Origin of the sequence: Pseudomonas sp. GL-B-26 (assembly GCF_019947405.1) — a bacterium.
Taxonomy (GTDB): Bacteria; Pseudomonadota; Gammaproteobacteria; order Pseudomonadales; family Pseudomonadaceae; genus Aquipseudomonas.
Genome location: NZ_JAGYGJ010000047.1, coordinates 20,196 through 37,435, shown reverse-complemented (window position 1 = coordinate 37,435; position 17,240 = coordinate 20,196). Strand labels below are relative to the sequence as shown.

Sequence of the window (17,240 nt, the reverse complement as noted above, 5' to 3'; positions counted from 1 at the left end):
CGGGTACTTTGGCCGGCTCCTGATGCGACCGATGCCCATGCGTGAAGCTATTTCACATGGATAGAATTCAGTGGACTGGCGTGCTTGTTGTGGCGTTATTTTGACGCCATCCTCCGTAAAATGAAATTTCGATTTATTATTGTGACGGACCATTGACGTAATAGCGATGTGCTTATAGGCTCAATTTAGCCGATAAAGATTCCTTCAACCGACAAAAGAATAACCCCCCTGCGCAAGGAGGCGGTGTTATGCGCTCAACACTTGTCATTAAATTTGTGTTGTTGTCTGTGATCCTGAATGGTGCAGCCGTTGCTAGTGCTCAGGCGACCAGTTTGGCCTATGAAATTAGTCGCATAAGCAGCGCTTGCGAGGAGTTAGGGCCTCAACTTTGTACGGCTCTCAAAGATAACGCGGGTGGCGCACTACTTACTTTTGGAAAGGGCCTTGGCTTGCCTTCATTGATCACTGATATTTACGTCGATGATGTCCATTCTGCGAAAGTTAACAGTGTCAATCATCACGCTGACTCAGGCGTGGATGTATCCGTCAATTCTTCTTCCCGTGACGGATTAATGGCGGCGGTTGACAATAAGAAATTCAAGATTGATTCATCTCTCCAGGATAAAAGTCTGGTGGGGGTATCTGATATCAACCAACCCAATGCAGTACCGCTTTCTGCGGCAGCATGGTTATTTTCTTCCGCGTTGTTTGGTTTTATTGTGGTCGCCAACCGACGGAAGATATAAGTGTTGTTAACGTTTTTGGCAATAAGGGTTATTTAGACGGTCACTCTGGTGGCTGGCTGGACACACGGCTTTATGTGATGCTTTTGTTGTGATTGTGGATATCAGTTAGTTGCGCTGGCAAACGTAGTCATCGTCAGGTTGACAGTGTCGCAGTTGAGCCAGCTCAAGCGGGTATGGTGTAGTTAATATTGGCGCGAAATACATCGGAGGTGGTTTGCCTGTTCCAACCTATTGTTAAATAACACTATTGTTCTGTTTTGCACTAACGTTCCGGTTTCGGGTGTGTTGCATTGGTAGAATTGACCACCCAGAAGCTCAAGGTGATTGCTGTTTAGTAGTTTCTTTGGCGTGAAATAGGCTAGAGTGATTTGACTAGGTTTTTTTGTTCTAGACTCCTTGCATGGCCACTTAGACGGAGGGATCCCGATGTTCCGTTCATTGATACCTGTGCTCTGCGCGCTGGTCGTTTGGCCCAGCCTTTCCAATGCCGTCGAAAACGACCCGACTTACCGGCTGAGTCCGGGAGATAACCTTTCTATTTCCGTTTGGGGCGAAGACAAGCTCAAACAGGATGTACGCGTACTCCCCAATGGCAGCATTACCTTCCCGCTGGTAGGGCGAGTCGATGTTGAGGGGCTTGATACCACCGCTGTCGAGCAGCAAATCGCTGCCAAACTTGAGAAATTCATACCTGATCCGCAGGTGAGCGTTGTCGTCACCGGCACCGAAGGTAATCTCGTCTACGTCCAGGGCAAAGTGCTGAAACCCGGCCCCGTGCATATGGCAGGTCGAACGTCAGTGCTGCAGGTAATAAGCATGGCGGGCGGGCTCGACAAATTCGCCGATAAAGACGACATTAAGGTCGTGCGGTCCAATGGGGCTAAACAAGAGATCCTGCGCGTCGACTATAGCGAGTTGATGTCAGGGAAAGACATGACCACCAATTTTCTACTTAAAGCCGGCGATACGCTGGTCGTGCCTTAGCCTTGCGCGAGGCACTAAGGATTATCTTGCTTGAATTTCGAACGACCGGGATTGCGACGGCAATCCTGGCTTTGTCGTGTTCGGACATGGCCTATGCTGCTACTTGGCAATCAGCTATAGCAGTGCCTTCGACGGTCGAGTACGACAGCAACCCACTGTTGCTCACGAGTGATGAGAAGGGGGTGACCCGTACCATCATCGCCCCCGATTACAGCCTCGTGGGTACTTCCGGACGGGATGAGTTCCAGTTCGGTCTCGGGGTAAATATCGTGCGCTCGTCGGATACGTCGATCGTTTCGGACCGTGAAGATCCCAGATTAAGGTTAGGGTGGCAGCGCGAGACCGAAACGGGGGCTTTTGGACTCACGGCGAGGTATGAAGAAAACTCTACGCTTTCCACGGTAGTTCAGGAAACCGGCGTAGTTGCCTCTGATGGCACGCAAAAGATGTATTTGCTGGGCGGCAACTGGAGCACTGCTCTCAGCGAGCGAAGTACCCTGGTTAACGAGACTGACTACACTCATGTCACTTACGATATTAATTCACTGACCAACTATGACGAGCTGGCGACCCGCTTCAGCTGGAACTATGCATGGAGTGAGCAGGTCGAGCTGTTCACCCGTTTGGGCGTGAGGCGCTATGAGCCGGACAAGGGGTCTGCGGTGGCTTCCTCGAACAGCTACACCCCTGCGATCGGCTTGAATGTCGAATTCTCCGAGCGGTTTAAGGGGACGGCCTACGTGGGTCTCAACCAAGTCTCCGGCACCGGTAGCGGCCCCAAAGGCCAGGGCGGTTTAATGTTGCAATATGCCGGTGAGCGTATTGATACCAGCATCGACGCCAGTCGTAGCACTCTCGCCAGCGGGGACGGTGGTTTCGTCGAGGTTGATGCCCTGAGGGGGACATGGAGCTATGCCGTCGACGAGACCCGACGCACCGGTTTCGATGCCTCCTGGCAAGACGCCAAAGGCCGGACGCCGAATACCCTGAAAAATTACAGTGCCTGGTTTAGCCAAGAACTCTCGCCTTTTTGGATTGCACGCCTATCCTACACATACAAACAACGCCAGCAAGATGGCTTGCCGGATGCCACTGCAAACGTCGTCGGGCTGACGTTGACCTATAGTTATCCCGGTCTCTGACATTCAGCTGTGTGAGAAATATGGCCTCTGAATACGAAATGTCGTTCAACGACTACCTAGCTATCATCAAGCACCACGCCCTGCTGTTGATCGTGAGTTTCGTGGTCATACTCGGCGTGTGCATAGCGGTAGCGATCTCTCTCCCGCCGACCTATGAGTCATCCGGCACGATTCTGGTGGAGTCTCAACAGATTTCGCCAGACCTGGTGGCGGCCAACAACAATACCTTTGCCGATGAGCGCATCGAAGTCATTCGCCAGCGCGTGATGACCCGTGAGCATCTGGAAGGGATCATCGACAAATACAATCTTTTTGCTTCGCAAAGTCGGCAACTGAGCGTTAGCGAGAAGATCGAAGAAATGCGCAATGCGATTGTGGTCTCCCTGGTCAGTGCTGCCGTCAAGGGGCGCGGAGAGGTGACGATTGCTTTCCGTCTTTCCTTCGAGCACCGGCAGCCAGAGATTGCGAACAAAGTTGCCAAGGAGCTGGTGACGCTGTTTCTGGATGAAAACATCAAGCAGCGCACCGAACGCGCCAGTGAAACGACAGAGTTCCTGACGCAGGAGGCGGACAAACTCAGGGTGGAACTGGAAGCCCTCGAGAACCGGTTGGCGGACTTCAAGCAGGCACACAGCAACGCGCTGCCCGAGCATCAGGAGCTGCGCATGAATATGTTGACGCGCGCCGAAACCGAGCTCAAAGAGGTCGACCGTGACTACAAAACTGCCCGTGAGGAGTTGCGCTTCAATGAGCTGGAGCTTTCCGCCGCGAATGCCGGGCTAGCGACCAAGCCTGGAGCACCCGGTGCGGCAGTTGATAAACCACAGGATCTGGCTAGCCTCAAAGCGGAGTACACCCGGTTGCAGGCGCTGTATACGCAAGCCCACCCCGACGTGCGTGCCGTCAAACGCAAAATTGCTGCACTTGAGGCTGGCAAAGGTGCTGGTGCAGGGGCTTCGGTCAATCTGGACGTTGCCAAGGCCCAGGCGCGGATCTCCGCAGCAGAAGCACGTATCAAGTCGCTGGCCGATCAAAAGCAGCAAATACTCGGAAAAATAGCCGAATACGAGGCACAAATTATTGAGACGCCGCAAATCGAGCGCGGCTTGGTTACGGTGATGCGTGACCACGATAATGCTCGTAAAAAATATGAAGAGATTCGCACGAAGGAAATGAGTGCGAAAATTTCCGAAAGCCTGGAGCAGGAAAACAAAGCCGAGCGTTTTGTTCTTCTGGAGTCGCCGCTGATGCCCGAGAAGCCGGTACGGCCGAACCGTAAAAAAGTGGTTGCCATGGGTTTCTTGCTTGCCCCGGTGGGTGCCGGCGCGCTGGTGATGCTCCTCGAGATGATGAGTCAGCGTGTGCGCGGTGCCCAGGTCTTGGCCAGCGTGCTGGGTAGACGCGTATTGGTTTCCATTCCCTACATTCACACCAAGGCTGAACTGGCACGCCGCAGGAAGTGGCGAATGCTATTGATCGTCTGTGGAGTCGTGACAATCGCGATCTTTCTGGTGCTCCTGCACTTCCTCTACATGCCTCTGGATCTTCTGATGTTTAAAGCTCTGGGCCGGTTTGCATAAGGAATATAGCCATGGAAATGTTCAATCCCGATACCGAAAAAGCCGAGCAACAGACCTCGTCAAAAGCCATGACACCGACCGCGCAGTCCACAGGTCTGAATGCACTCAGTTATGTGCAAACCAAGGTTGTACCTTTGCGACCAGATCACCTTGAGCGCAACCGCATTGTGGCTTACAACAAAAATTCGAATATGAGTGGGGCATTCGATCTACTGCGTACACAAGTTCTAAAAATCATGGAAGAAAATGGCTGGCGCACGCTCGCCATCACCTCGCCGACTCCGGAGGCAGGCAAGACGGTGTTGGCTATAAACCTGGCAATGAGCATCGCGCATCACACGACCAAGACGGCGTTACTGGTGGACTTCGACTTGCGTCGTCCGAAGGTGGGTGAGTATCTGGGTCTGCCGATGGATAAATCGCTTAATGAATTGTTGGCGGATGAAGCTGAACTGCAAGAAGTACTGGTCAATCCGACCTTGCCGCGCTTTGTGGTCCTGCCGACGCGTGAGCCGATTCCTCTTTCCACCGAAGTGCTGTCATCGCCTGCAGTGAGCCATTTGATTGTTGATCTGCGCGAGCGCTACAACTCACGCGTCGTGATTTTCGACTTGCCGCCGTTGTTGAGTTCGGATGATGTGATTAACGTCCTGCCCAGGTTCGACTGTGTCCTGCTCGTTGTCGCTAATGGATTGAACAGCAAGAAAGAGATCGAGGAAAGCCTGCATCATCTTGGGACAGCCAATCTGATTGGCACGGTGTTGAACAAAGCCGAGCCCGAAAACCGCTCTTACTACTAGAGCATCACCCGCAGGAGATCGGCGCTATTGGCTAGCGCCGACGGTCAGTGCCAAGGGTACTTCTGCTCCCAGTTCCAGGCGTGCGCCACTATCTGTTCAAGTGAGCCAAATTGCGCTTGCCAGCCAAGTAATGTGTTGGCCCTGCGGGGATCGGCCACAAGGCGTGGTGGATCGCCCGCGCGACGTGGCGCTTCGCTGACAGAGATATCCTGGCCGGTCACGTAGCGCGCGGTATCTATCACTTGCTGTACTGAGAAACCTTGACCGTTACCGAGGTTGAACGCCGTGCTTGCACCCCCTGCCAGCAGATAATCCACTGCAAGTGCGTGAGCTGCAACGAGGTCGACAACGTGGACGTAGTCGCGAATGCAAGTGCCGTCAGGCGTGTCGTAATCACGGCCATAGACGGTGATGGTTGCGCGCCGTCCGGAGGCTGCTTGCAGGATCAGTGGCAGCAGATGGGTTTCCGGTTCATGGCGTTCACCTAACTGTCCTTCAGGGTCTGCTCCGGCGGCGTTGAAGTAGCGCAGGCAGACCGATTTCAGCCCGTAGGCGCGGTCGAAATCTTCAAGCATCTGCTCCACCATCCACTTGCTGCGACCATAAGGGTTGATCGCGACCTTGGGATGCTCCTCGTCGATGGGTACATACACCGGATCACCGTAGACGGCGGCGCTCGAGGAAAAAATGAAGTTTTTAACCCCGGCGCGAACCATCGCCTGGAGCAGCGTCAGGGTGGCGGCGAAATTGTTTTGATAGTACTTGGCAGGTTCAGCGACGGATTCGCCCACCTGTATAAAGGACGCGAAGTGGAACACGGCATCAAAGTGGTGTCCCGCAAACAGGGCGTCCAGCGCCTGTTCGTCGGCTATGTCCAGTTCGACCAATGTCCCGCCCCTCAACGCGCTGCGATAACCCGTTGAGAAATTGTCTGCCACCACAAGATCGTGACCTGCACTCAGTAGCTGCTTCACCATGTGCGAGCCGATATAACCCGCGCCACCCACCACCAAAAATTTCATCCTGATCTCCGATTTCCTGGGCACTATTGCTGTGCAGGCACAGATTATTTTGAACAAGATACAGCGAGCGCGCCAATTGAAGCTACCCTCTGAGGAGGCATAAGGGCATCCTGCGAGAATTATTATCAAATGAAAAATTCTGCCAAAATTATCGATTATTCATTAAAAATATTTAAAGCAGAATGGCCGAATTTAGTATTGTGGTTATTTCTGCTATCACCGTTGATTGTTAGAACGCTTGCAAACTATCAATACTCTAAAATTGATTTATTGGTCGTATACACCCTGGGCATGTCGGTGTTGTGGCTTTTGGCAATTAGATTTATTTCATCCAGTCAATTCAAGGTTCACATTCTTCTGCTGCCGTTCTATTTGATAGCAGCTATTGATCTGTTTTTGGTTTTGAATTTCAACTCGAGATTAACAGCTGCCTATATATTTATTGGCTTGACAAACTATCAGGAGGCGAGCGAATTTCTGCCGACCTATTGGCAGCCGATCAGTATCGTTTTGGTGATTTTCATATTTTGCTATGGGGCTGGATTAATAGGCCTGCATAAGCGCGAATTATATAAAAACAAAGGTATTTTTGTTTTGGTTGTTAGCGCCTTGCTAGTGGGGTATGGGGCGTATTTTTATAAAACTGTCAAACTTAATTCTTTCGGGAAATCTGCAGTCATGGATCTCCTTGCAAAAGATCAAAGCACGCCAGTAGGTTATTTGTCGCAAATTGCCCTGACTGCAAACTTGTATTTGGGGACGGAGAACCTTATCAAGCGCCGTCGGGAATCCGATGTAAAAATAACCAGTATGTCGGATCAATCCAATATAGAAACCATTGTTTTTGTGATCGGTGAGTCATCACGGCCGCAGAACTGGTCCCTCTACGGTTATAACAAGGAAACAACCCCGAATCTCGGTAAGCAGGCGGGGATTTTCAAGTTTAATAAGATCTGCACGACAGCCCCGTATACCTCGTACGCGGTTCCTTCAATGCTGAGCCTTGAGCCTATATCGGATTGGGACTCCATTGCGTCAACCAAATCATTGGTGAGTATATATCGCGCAGCCGGGTACATGACCTATTGGTTGTCTGTGCAGGAAGTTGATAGTTTTGGCGGGATAATTCCACAAATAGCCGCAGAGGCACAATATCGTCAATATTTTGAGAGAAGCTATGATGGAGCATTGATTTCAGAATATGAAAAAATATTAAATAAAGGCGATACACAAAAGAAAGCCATATTCATTCATGTCAAGGGTAGTCATTTCGAGTATTCACGCCGATACCCAGAACAATTCGATAAGTTCAAGCCGTCAACAGACAGCTTCAAAGACAAAATTACCGCAGAGTATGACAATAGTATTTTGTATACCGACTGGCTATTGAGCGCAATTATTGATCAGCTGAAGTCAAGCAAAAAACCATCTGTCTTGTTTTATTCATCGGATCATGGTGAAAACATGATGGATGACAGTCGAGGGCTCCTGGGTCACGGAATTGGCAATAAATACGATCTCCCGGTTTCGGCATTTATCTGGGCATCCGATAATGTTTCAAGCCAGCAATCGCTCAAGCTTTTAAAGTTGAAGGAAAGAGAAAGTCAGAAAATCAGCATATCCTCCTTGCCACATACTCTTTTAAATATCACCGGGGTTTTCACGAGCAAGTATAAAAGTGCGGATGATTTATTAAGTGATGATTTTGTATCGTCGAAATGTCCACATCTGCTCGGCGCAGGCTATGTCCCATCGTTTGATTTTGACGCCCTTTAAATAGCCCTCACGGAACAACACCGCAAGTTGTTGTTCCATCAGGTTGAGGTCGGCTGCGCAACGCCTAAGGTTGTGCTGGCGTGACGTCTTTTTTCAAGAACAACCAGTTCGACGCCTGCAAGCCGTCGAACTTGATTGTATAGCGGCCATCAAGGTAGGTCGCGGGCAGCTTCTTCATTTGCCTCAGAATGCCGTGGGTGAACAGTGTCAAGCCTTGCGGCGCCTGGATGGTTAGCGTGCCCTCGAGGGGCTCAACGTAAAAAGGTACTTTGTCGACGTCTTGGGGGATGGCACGGGTGCCTAACGAAATCAGTAAATCCTGTGATCGTCCCAAAGGCGCGTCGTCCAGACTTTGCACCACCACACTGGCGTTGGCGGTCTTCACTTGAACCTTAATGTTGCCAAGGCTGATCGACTCGCCGCCGATCCAGCCGGTAGCGGCTTGGGTACGCGGTGTATTGATGGTGTAGATGCCTCGTTTCCAGTTGCGCTTTAGCTCTCCCGTGTCGGTCGTGGACTCGCTGGCATTGGCGTCCAGCAGCGACTGGTCAGGATCATGAAATTCCTGTGCCTTGCTTGGGATAGCGCTCTGTTGCAACCAAGGCAATTCCGGCGTCTGTGGCATCGCGATTTCCAGCTTGCCTTTCTCCATGGCTGTGCGCAGGAGAGCAGAGCTGGCCGGTGTGATCATTTGGTTGAACAGGGTGCCTGGCGTCGGCGCGAAGACGTAGGTCGTTGTTGCTTCGTGAACGTCTGCACGGCGATAAAGCAAGGCGGCGGCGGGCAGGGTGGCCAGCATTGCAGGGTCGTTATAGGCGTGCCAGTTGTTGGCACTCATCCCTCCTTCGCCCCCCAGTGGCTCCTGGCTGTAGGCATATTGCATCAGTGCGTCCCAGCCTTGGTGGCTGGCGGTGCCGGCGATATAGAGCGGCAGCGAGTGACGGTCTGGTGTCGGGAAGGGCTCATTGTTCCACTCGGTGACGGTCAAGGGTTTGCCGATGACCTGGCCGGCGGCAATCCAATTCACTATGCCGTCGCTGTAGAGCGGGTTTTTCTCTATCTGTCCCGAGCCCCCGTAACTATGGACATCGATTACGTCGCCGGCAGTAAGGGCCGGCAGGGAGTTCAGACCATTGCGGCCCCAGCTACTGGTCGTGGCGATGGGGACCTTCACGCCTATTCCACGCAGGTGTTGAATCATGTCGACGTTGAAACGTCGCTCCAGATCGTTAAGGAACAGCTTGGAGGGACCTGGCTCCCAGGAGCGCCAGGTCTGGTTTGCAGACAGATTGTGTTGTTTGGCAAAGGCTTCGGCCTCCGCCATGTAGATGCGGTTGTGCTTCGGCACATTCTTGTCTGGCAACAGGGCGTTGCCAAAGTGGTTGGTGACGTCGTTTTCGTTGGTAATCAGTACGGCGGCGATCGCCGGGTCGTCTTTGTAGGCAAGACCGGTATAGCTGTTTACATGGGTCAGGTAGGCTTCGGTAAAGCGCTTCATGGCTTTCTGAATGGTGAGATTCACATAGGAATAGCCCTTGAGATAGGTAAAATTCTGCTCTTCTTTTGGCAACTCATCGAAGCCATAGATGTTGTCGTTTTCAGTAAAGACTCGCTGGACGTGCAGATCGAGCCACACATAAATGCCTTCGTCTTTCAGGCACTTGATCCACCAGTCGATTTTTTTCTGCGATTCCGGGCTCAGTTGCTGGGTGCTGCGCGTGACCCTGCCGTCGCCAAAGATGTTCGGCAAGACCCATGGCGAGTCATGGTGGTGCAGTCGTACAAGATTGAAGCCCAGTGCGGACAGGCGTTTGGCCTGCTGCTTGATTGCATCGTCTGGCGTGAGGAACAGCGTGTAGGCCGAAAGGTTGGTGCCCCAGAAACGCGCCGTAGTGTTGTCGGCAAATAGCAATTGCTCGCCGGAGGCTTTGATGAAGCCGCGCTTGCCTGCAGGTTTTTCCTGAGCGTTGAGAAAGGACAGGTCGACCGGCGAGGTTTTCCTGTCGAGCTTGTCAGTCGGCCAGTTCTTTGGGTCCGACAGCCCGAAGCGCTCGGTAGTGGTCGGGCCGACCGCCACATCGCCAGAAACGCTCAAGGTGGCTGTGAAATCCTGGCGGCCAGATTTGATCGTGTTCTTGTAGAAAAAAGCGCGCACCTCGGATTTACTGCCCGGTTCAAAGTACACACCCGCCAGTGCGGGCTCGAAGCGCATTTCGATGCGTCGACCTTGTGCATTGCCCCAGGTCCAGCCGCGGTTGTCGGGTAGCAAAGTGGGCTCGCCCATTTCTCCAGCGAAAAGAGCGGGGTCGAATTCGAAGACGATGCCACCCCCTGAAACGCCAGACTTCCCGCTGTGTGCATCCAGGGCAAAGTTCCAGGTCAGTTTTTGCTCGTTTTGCTTCTGAATCTGCGCAGTCAAGTCGAAATCCAGCGCTTGGTTTTTACCTGCAAGGGAGTATCGATAAGGGGTGATTACCTTGAATTCGGTCTGCAAATACGTCCAGTCCCAGTTGCGCCCAAAGAACGAGAATGTCGTAGCAACTACCGGGCTGCCGCCACGCATCAGCGTTGGCAGGCCGTTGCGCTCATCCACACTGACGACCCAGTCCGACGCCCAGGTACGAAACGGCCAAATGACAAAAAACAGCAGGAGCAGAATCTGGGGGCGGCGAAACAACTGGATCATGGGTTCTACCTGAGTTGGAGATGGGTACTCGCCGTGACGGCCGTCGAGGTCTGCTTGAACCTGCGTGCCATCTGAGCGTAGGCCACGCACAGTCCAGCCACCGACCAATACACCACGGGGATGACCGTGATACTGCTAACGGTAACGATGGTGATCAGGATCCCGGCCAGTGTCGCCAGAAGTGCACGTCCGAGTCGGCGTGCCTCATCGTCTTTGTTGGGGAACGAACGCATCCCCTTGCGGATGCCCAGCAGGACACTGGCGAAAAAAACCACGAAAAGCGTCAAGCCAATCAAACCGAACGACAGCGCTATGCCGATATAGGTGTTCACGATATCGATGATCCCCTGGCCCTGAATCATGGACTGCATTTCCGGTGTGCTGCGGAAGTCGAAAGAACCCAGCCAAGGGTTGCGCTGGATAACGATCATGGCGTTATCAATCAAGCGCTGCCGGTAGGTGATATTTTCGACCTCCACCGTGCCGATAAACGGTAGCAGATCAAGCACTTTTTGCCCGCCCGGCACGATGGCCAGCAAGGGCAGGGCGATCGCCCCGGCGGCCGCCAGCAGCATCAGGCGTTTGATCGCTTTACGGCCGGTGCCGATGAACACGACGATCATGACGGCTGCACCGATCCAGGGGCCACGCGACAGCGGTGCGAACAGACCACCGGCGAGCAACAGTGCGCCGAGGCTGCGCTGCATTTTGCTACGTACCTCCTCCTGCAAGTACAGGTAAAAGCCGATGGCCACGCTGATGACTAAGCCCAGCGCAATGGCCTGGCCGGTAGTGACGCTGGCGCGTAATGAGCCACCACGGCTCAAGTAGCCGGGATCCCATTGCAGGCCCATGGCGTAGACAACCGCGCTGTACAACTGCCAGTGCTTGGCATATTCGAAGAGACCTATAAGCGATAGCACCATGGCGGCGAGTACAAAACCGAACAGAGCGTCCTTGAAGTCGCTGAGGTTCTTCAGCGCCCGGCTGGCAACGTAGTAAGGCAAAAAAACTTCGAGGAACAGGTAGAGCATTTGGCGCAAGGTGTCGGTGACGGTGGTTTCGCGCAGGAAAAGCAGACTCGTCAGCAGGAGGTAGGCGGCTAACAGTTTGTCAGGCCCGGTGCGCCCGAAAGGGACCGTGTCGGCGCGTTTGCGCAGAGCCAAAAAAGCCGGAAGCAACACACACAGTGCCAGCAGACGAATATGGTTAAGGGCAAAAAAATAGTTGACCAGGCCGAAGCCCGGAATCTCCGCCGTGGCTGGCGGGATGAGAAACAGCAGAAGGAAAAATAGCGCCACGGGATTGCGTTCGCGATTTCGTGCGAAGGTCAAAACGATCGCGGCAATGCCCGCGTACACCCAGAAGCTGTACGACACAAACGCCAGAAGCGTCAATACGAACCACAGATTGCGCCGACGAGTGAAGTTACGGTCGGGAATCAGGTCTGCTGCTGGTCGACGTGCCATGGCAAATACGATGCCAGTAAGGACCAGAATGACGATTAACGCTCGGAAGTGCTCAGGCATGGATGATTGGACTTATTGATTGATGAGCGACGGCTAGTGGAATGGCCAAACGCGACTATAGTTCCTTTTGAGCCATTGAGTCCGGGGATGATGCTATGTCGTTAGTTGATTTGTCGCCAACGTTGGGTCTTCGTAAGCGCGCGATCTCTGCCGGGGCATGGAATCTCGGGGCGCTGGTTACGTCTCAAGCCTTTCGCTTGGGCGGCAACCTGATAATGGCCCGTCTGCTGATGCCGGAGATGTTCGGCATCATGATGATCGCCATCACCGTTTCTCTGGTTCTGCACATGCTTTCCGATGTCGGCTTGCGCCAGAACATCATCCAGAGCCCGCGTGGCGACGATCCGGTGTTTCTCAATACCATCTGGACCGTGCAGATCGTGCGCGGCTTTATCCTCTTTGCTTCGACACTTCTCCTCGCGGCCCTCGCCTGGTATGCACAGACCCTCAATCTGTGGTCGACCAATTCCACCTACGCCGCACCCGAGTTGCCGCTGGTGTTGGCCGTGACCGGTTTCTCGGCAATCATCGTTGGTTTTCAGTCGACCAAAGTCGACCTGGCAGTGCGCACTTTCCAGCAAAAGAAAGTGGTACTCACCGAGTTCGCGTCTCAGGTCGTCGGGCTGTTGGTCATGCTGGGCATCGGTTACTTCACCAGGTCCATCTGGTCGCTGGTGATTGCAGGTCTGGTCCAATCGATGGTCAACACGCTGCTGGGGCATTTCTGGTTTGAAGGCCCTTCTAACCGTCTACAGTGGGAGCGTACTGCGCTCGATGAATTAGTCGGCTTCGGCCGTTGGATACTGTTGTCGTCGGCAGTGGGCGTATTGGCCATGTACGGTGATCGTGTCTGGTTCGGCGGCAGCATGACGGCCAGCGAACTGGGCGTTTACTCCATTGCCGTGCTGATTTTGGGAGCTGTTCAGCTTGCGTTGCAAAAGGTAGTCGGGGCCGTGGCCTTGCCGGCCTTCAGTGAGGCCTCAAGAACGAATGACACCGTACGGCTCCACGCTTTGTACTACCGCTTGAAATTGATGCTCGATCTTGCCTGTCTGTTTTTATGTGGACTGTTTTGGACTGGCAGTCCCCTGCTCATCAGCATCTTGTACGATGAGCGTTACGCTCAGGCCGGCAACATGATGGCCATTCTTTCACTCTCTTTTTTCACAATGCGCTACATGCTGGCGAATCAGGTCTGGATTGCCTTGGGACTCACCAAGTACCAGGCCATGGATAACATTATTCGCGTGGTCTCGTTGTGGGTGCTGCTGCCTCTGCTGTTGGCGATTGGCGGGGTCAAATATGCGATTTGGGGCGCTGCCCTGTACACGTTCCCTACGCTTATCCTGGTTTTTTATGTCAATTGTCGTCTGGGGATGTTCAGTCTCAAGCGTGAACTGGTGGTGCTGCCTATGCTGGCGGTGGGGGCATTGTGTGGGGAGTTATTGACGGATTTTGTTAAATGGCTTTGATCTGATCTATTTCTCTTGATGTTTCCAAAGCTGTGGCACCGCGTCGCCATTGAGGTATTGATGGCTGTCGCCAAAAAAATGTGGCCTTGATCTGTAGTTGAAATCTCCAACGTATTCTCGGTGTCGTGGAGCTTTGAATCATGAGAGAAACTGATTTGAATACCTCTGTGATGGGGCGCAGAGGCTTCCTCCACGCTTCTGCTCTGTTGAGTATTGGAGGGCTCATGTTCGGATTTTCCAAAGCCGTTTCCCGGCCTTCTGCTGCTAAATCCGAGTTTGTTGTCATCAACGGATGGGTACTGCCTGCCCAGCATTTTCGGCAAGCACACGCATGATCAAAGACTACCAATCGCAGAAAGAGCTCCGCGATCGCTATGACGTTTGCATCATAGGTGGGGGGCCGGCCGGCATTACGCTGGCCTTGCGTTTAGCCGGTAATGGTCGGCGTGTGGTGCTTGTCGAGGGCGGCGGGCACGAGTATTCGCCGGCCTCGCAGAACCTCTACAAGGTCTCATCATCAGGCCTCGAGGTCTACGCTCATGAAACACGCCTGCGTTATCTTGGCGGGACCTCCAATCACTGGGCCGGGCGATGCCGTCCATTCGAAAAGTCGGACTTTACCGTAGGCCCTCCGGTGCCCGTGCCCGGTTGGCCCATCGCGTTTTCCGAGATCGAGCGCAATCTGTCGGCGGCCATGGATATTGTCGATCTTCCGCCGCACTCCGGATTCAAGGCTATCAATGCGACTTTGGACGGCACCGACTTTGACGCTGATCGTTTCCTGTTAAGCCCACCGACGCGATTTGCACAAAAATATGCCAGGGAACTGAATGAAACCGAGGGGCTGGATGTCTTCATCCATTGCAATTGCGTCGATCTTGAGTTCGACAACAAGACTGGCCGCATAGCAACGATAGTCGTCTCCGACTACGAGTTGCATCGCGAGCGAATCACGGCAAAACAATTCATTCTGGCGACAGGCGCAATCGAGAATGCCAGGCACCTGCTCAACAGCGAGTCGCTGGCAGCTGGCGGTATCGTAAGCAAGGATGGTTTCGTCGGTAGATGCTTCATGGAGCACCTGAACGTCGAAATGGGAACCTTTATCCTGAGCGACGGGCAGGATACAGATGCTCGGAAGGAGTACTTCACGACCGATGCATTCGTGATGGAGCACAAGTCAGGTAAAGGGAATGTGACGGCCACGCTTGTCGCTGAAGTGAAATCCTATGGGCGAATGTCTGCCATCAAGAGCTTTTTCGAGAACCTCGTTTGTGAAGTGGGTGCGGAGCGCAAGATTGAATTTATTGCCAAGTTCGATTGCCCTGGAGATGGGGTGCTCGGCACGCTGATCGAGCAGTTTCCCAACCCCAATAGCCGCATCTCATTGCTCGACGAGCGAGATGCGTTAGGGATGAGGAAGGTCAAGATTCATTGGGAGCTAACTCCTGCAGACAGGGAAACCGTCAAGTCCATAGGGCTCGAAGTGGCAAAGTGTTTTGCCGACACAGGGCTGGGCTTCGTCAAGTTGGAAGAATATGTGTATGACGTCGATTTGCCACTGAAGCTCAATCCCCATGCTCATCATATGGGGACCACGCGGATGGCGACGTCGCCTGAGTTTGGTGTGGTCGACGAGAACTGCAAAGTGTTTGGTGTTGAGAATCTTTACGTTGCGGGTAGCAGTGTTTTCGCTACAGGCGGTGCCTGTAACCCCACGATGCCTCTTTTGCAAATTGCTCTAAGGCTCGCAGATTATCTCAACCATCAGATGGGGCCCGCGGTGGGCAGGTATTCCTGAGTGGGAGCATGTGGGGATTATTTGAATGTTGGATTTTAGGGAAGCGTCTACTCTTAGAGTAGTGGTAATGAAGAATCAGGGTGTATCTAACCTTGGCACAGATGTCTATCGCTGAATTAATGAGGCTGACAGGATGATTGGTCTACTGAAACGTATTGTTGCTTATATTGCAAAAACAACGGGGCATGGGACCCCGCTCTATAAAAAATTCTGTAAACCGGACGGGTATGAATGGGCTAAGCATATGGTTCGGTGGGGAGGGCTGCACTCCATCGGTAAAGGCGTATGGATCAATCCTGCTGCCAACATAACTGACCCTTCGCTAGTACGACTCGGAAATAATGTAGGTTTATCTTGTTGCACGCTATTCGGCCACGATGGAATAGTCGGCATGCTCGAGGTGCGCTTTAATACAAAACTTGATTCTGTCGGCCCTATCGATATTCTTGATAATTGTTTTATCGGCTATGGCTCTATCATCATGCCGCGTGTGACTATTGGCCCTAATTCGATTGTCGCAGCCGGTGCTGTAGTCATAAAAGATGTTCCGCCAGGGGTAGTGGTTGGGGGTAATCCAGCCAAGGTAATCTGTACCTTGGAAGATGTATTGGCGAAAGTCGAAGAGCGTAGCGCCACTTATCCGTGGATTGACCTTATCAGGCAGCGCAATGGTGTATACGACCCGGCATTTGAACCGAAGCTTATAGCAATGAGAGCACAACACTTTTTTGGCGAGCAACCCAATGGTTAGTGCTCCCCTTGATGTGTTGGTGGTTAATTACAATACAGCGGAGTTGTTGCAACCGATGTTTAATGCGTTACGCCAGTCAACTAGCGTGGATCGCACGCGCTATTTGGTGGTGGATAATGCCTCTGTCGATAATTCGCTGGAATGTCTGGCAACTATTTGTCCAGAGGCATTGCAACTGGCCAATGAAAATAACGTGGGATTTGGGCGTGCCAATAATCAATTGGTTGAACACCTGCAGGGCAAGTATGCATTGCTCCTCAATACCGATGCCTTTGTTGCTGCGGATACGCTGAGCAAGACGCTCGACTACATGGAGACTCATCCTGATTGCGGTGTCCTCGGCGTTCGATTGGTTGGACGAGAGGGTGATTTACAGCCCTCCTGTCGCTATTTTCCAACGCCGTTAAATGTCTTCCTTTCGCATACAGGGCTTGAACGCTTTTTCCCTGTGGTGAAAAGAGTCGACGACATGGCCTGGGATCATGCTTCGGTGCGTGAGTGCGACTGGGTGCCCGGGTGCTATTACCTGATCCGCCGTGAAGTCATCGACCAGGTTGGCTTGTTCGATCCGCGCTACTTCCTTTACTTCGAGGAGATAGATCACTGCAAACGCGTTAAACAGGCAGGCTGGAAGGTGGTTTATTACCCGCATACCACGGTGGTGCATATCGGCGGTGAAAGTGCCAAGTCTGTTGATAAACTCAATGCGGTTAGTCGCCAGCTACCCACGATACAAATCGAAAGTGAGCTTTTGTACTTCCGCAAGCACCACGGTCTGCCTGGTTTGGCCTCACATATGCTATTGGTAAGTCTGGGTGATCTGATTGTGGCGCTCAAGGCGCTATTGAAAGGCCGTGGTCGGGCCGCTTTAGGGGCGTGTTGGCAGCATACTCGTGTGACTTGGGCGTTGCTGCGTGATACCAAATTCGCTAGCCAACCAACACGGTAGAG

13 protein-coding genes are annotated in these 17,240 nt (G+C 52.8%); 10 read left to right on the top strand and 3 right to left on the bottom strand.

Annotation, left to right across the window (positions count from 1 at the left end; translation table 11 throughout):
- The first annotated feature begins 248 nt into the window (after positions 1-248).
- The 5 genes from KGB23_RS24445 (at position 249) to KGB23_RS24425 (ending at position 5,252) form a co-directional block, all read left to right on the top strand.
- Entirely contained in the window at positions 249-746 is a 498-nt protein-coding gene (locus KGB23_RS24445) for a hypothetical protein (protein ID WP_223432899.1), read from the top strand.
- A 426-nt stretch (positions 747-1,172) separates the two neighbouring features.
- Positions 1,173-1,730, top strand: coding sequence for a polysaccharide biosynthesis/export family protein (locus KGB23_RS24440; RefSeq protein ID WP_223432898.1), 558 nt, complete (start codon positions 1,173-1,175; stop codon positions 1,728-1,730).
- A gap of 86 nt (positions 1,731-1,816) precedes the next feature.
- Entirely contained in the window at positions 1,817-2,872 is a 1,056-nt protein-coding gene (locus KGB23_RS24435; protein WP_411741509.1) for a hypothetical protein, read from the top strand.
- A 20-nt stretch (positions 2,873-2,892) separates the two neighbouring features.
- Positions 2,893-4,452 (top strand): GumC family protein, encoded by a 1,560-nt coding sequence (locus tag KGB23_RS24430; RefSeq protein ID WP_223432896.1) that lies wholly within the window; start codon positions 2,893-2,895, stop codon positions 4,450-4,452.
- Positions 4,453-4,520: 68 nt separating this feature from the next.
- Positions 4,521-5,252, top strand: coding sequence for a CpsD/CapB family tyrosine-protein kinase (locus tag KGB23_RS24425; protein ID WP_223432907.1), 732 nt, complete (start codon positions 4,521-4,523; stop codon positions 5,250-5,252).
- A gap of 44 nt (positions 5,253-5,296) precedes the next feature.
- Here the strand turns inward: KGB23_RS24425 and galE are convergent, their stop codons facing one another.
- Positions 5,297-6,274, bottom strand: a complete 978-nt coding sequence (galE, locus tag KGB23_RS24420) for a UDP-glucose 4-epimerase GalE (protein WP_223432895.1) — start codon at positions 6,272-6,274, stop codon at positions 5,297-5,299.
- Positions 6,275-6,403: 129 nt separating this feature from the next.
- On the opposite strand from galE, the gene KGB23_RS24415 reads away from it, so the two are divergent.
- Positions 6,404-8,050 (top strand): phosphoethanolamine transferase, encoded by a 1,647-nt coding sequence (locus KGB23_RS24415; protein ID WP_223432894.1) that lies wholly within the window; start codon positions 6,404-6,406, stop codon positions 8,048-8,050.
- Between the two features lie 64 nt (positions 8,051-8,114).
- Here KGB23_RS24415 and KGB23_RS24410 read toward each other — a convergent pair whose 3' ends face one another.
- Both KGB23_RS24410 and KGB23_RS24405 read right to left on the bottom strand, forming a co-directional pair.
- Positions 8,115-10,736: a glycosyl hydrolase family 5 gene (locus KGB23_RS24410; protein WP_223432893.1), complete on the bottom strand. Its 2,622-nt coding sequence runs from the start codon at positions 10,734-10,736 to the stop codon at positions 8,115-8,117.
- Between the two features lie 5 nt (positions 10,737-10,741).
- On the bottom strand, positions 10,742-12,265 hold the full coding sequence (locus KGB23_RS24405) for an O-antigen ligase family protein (RefSeq protein ID WP_223432892.1): 1,524 nt from the start codon (positions 12,263-12,265) through the stop codon (positions 10,742-10,744).
- A 95-nt stretch (positions 12,266-12,360) separates the two neighbouring features.
- On the opposite strand from KGB23_RS24405, the gene KGB23_RS24400 reads away from it, so the two are divergent.
- The 4 genes from KGB23_RS24400 to KGB23_RS24385 all read left to right on the top strand — a co-directional run bounded on the left by KGB23_RS24400 (position 12,361) and on the right by KGB23_RS24385 (position 17,238).
- The gene (locus tag KGB23_RS24400) at positions 12,361-13,737 is read left to right on the top strand and encodes an oligosaccharide flippase family protein (RefSeq protein WP_223432891.1); all 1,377 of its coding nucleotides are present in this window, start codon (positions 12,361-12,363) and stop codon (positions 13,735-13,737) included.
- Between the two features lie 331 nt (positions 13,738-14,068).
- Complete coding sequence (locus KGB23_RS24395) at positions 14,069-15,538, top strand: FAD-dependent oxidoreductase (protein ID WP_223432890.1); 1,470 nt, start codon at positions 14,069-14,071, stop codon at positions 15,536-15,538.
- A 133-nt stretch (positions 15,539-15,671) separates the two neighbouring features.
- Positions 15,672-16,289 carry an acyltransferase gene (locus KGB23_RS24390; protein ID WP_223432889.1) on the top strand — a complete coding sequence of 206 codons (618 nt, stop codon included), beginning with the start codon at positions 15,672-15,674 and terminating at the stop codon, positions 16,287-16,289.
- On the top strand, positions 16,282-17,238 hold the full coding sequence (locus KGB23_RS24385) for a glycosyltransferase family 2 protein (protein ID WP_223432888.1): 957 nt from the start codon (positions 16,282-16,284) through the stop codon (positions 17,236-17,238). Before KGB23_RS24390 ends, KGB23_RS24385 begins: the two co-directional genes overlap by 8 nt.
- The last annotated feature ends 2 nt before the right edge of the window (positions 17,239-17,240 follow it).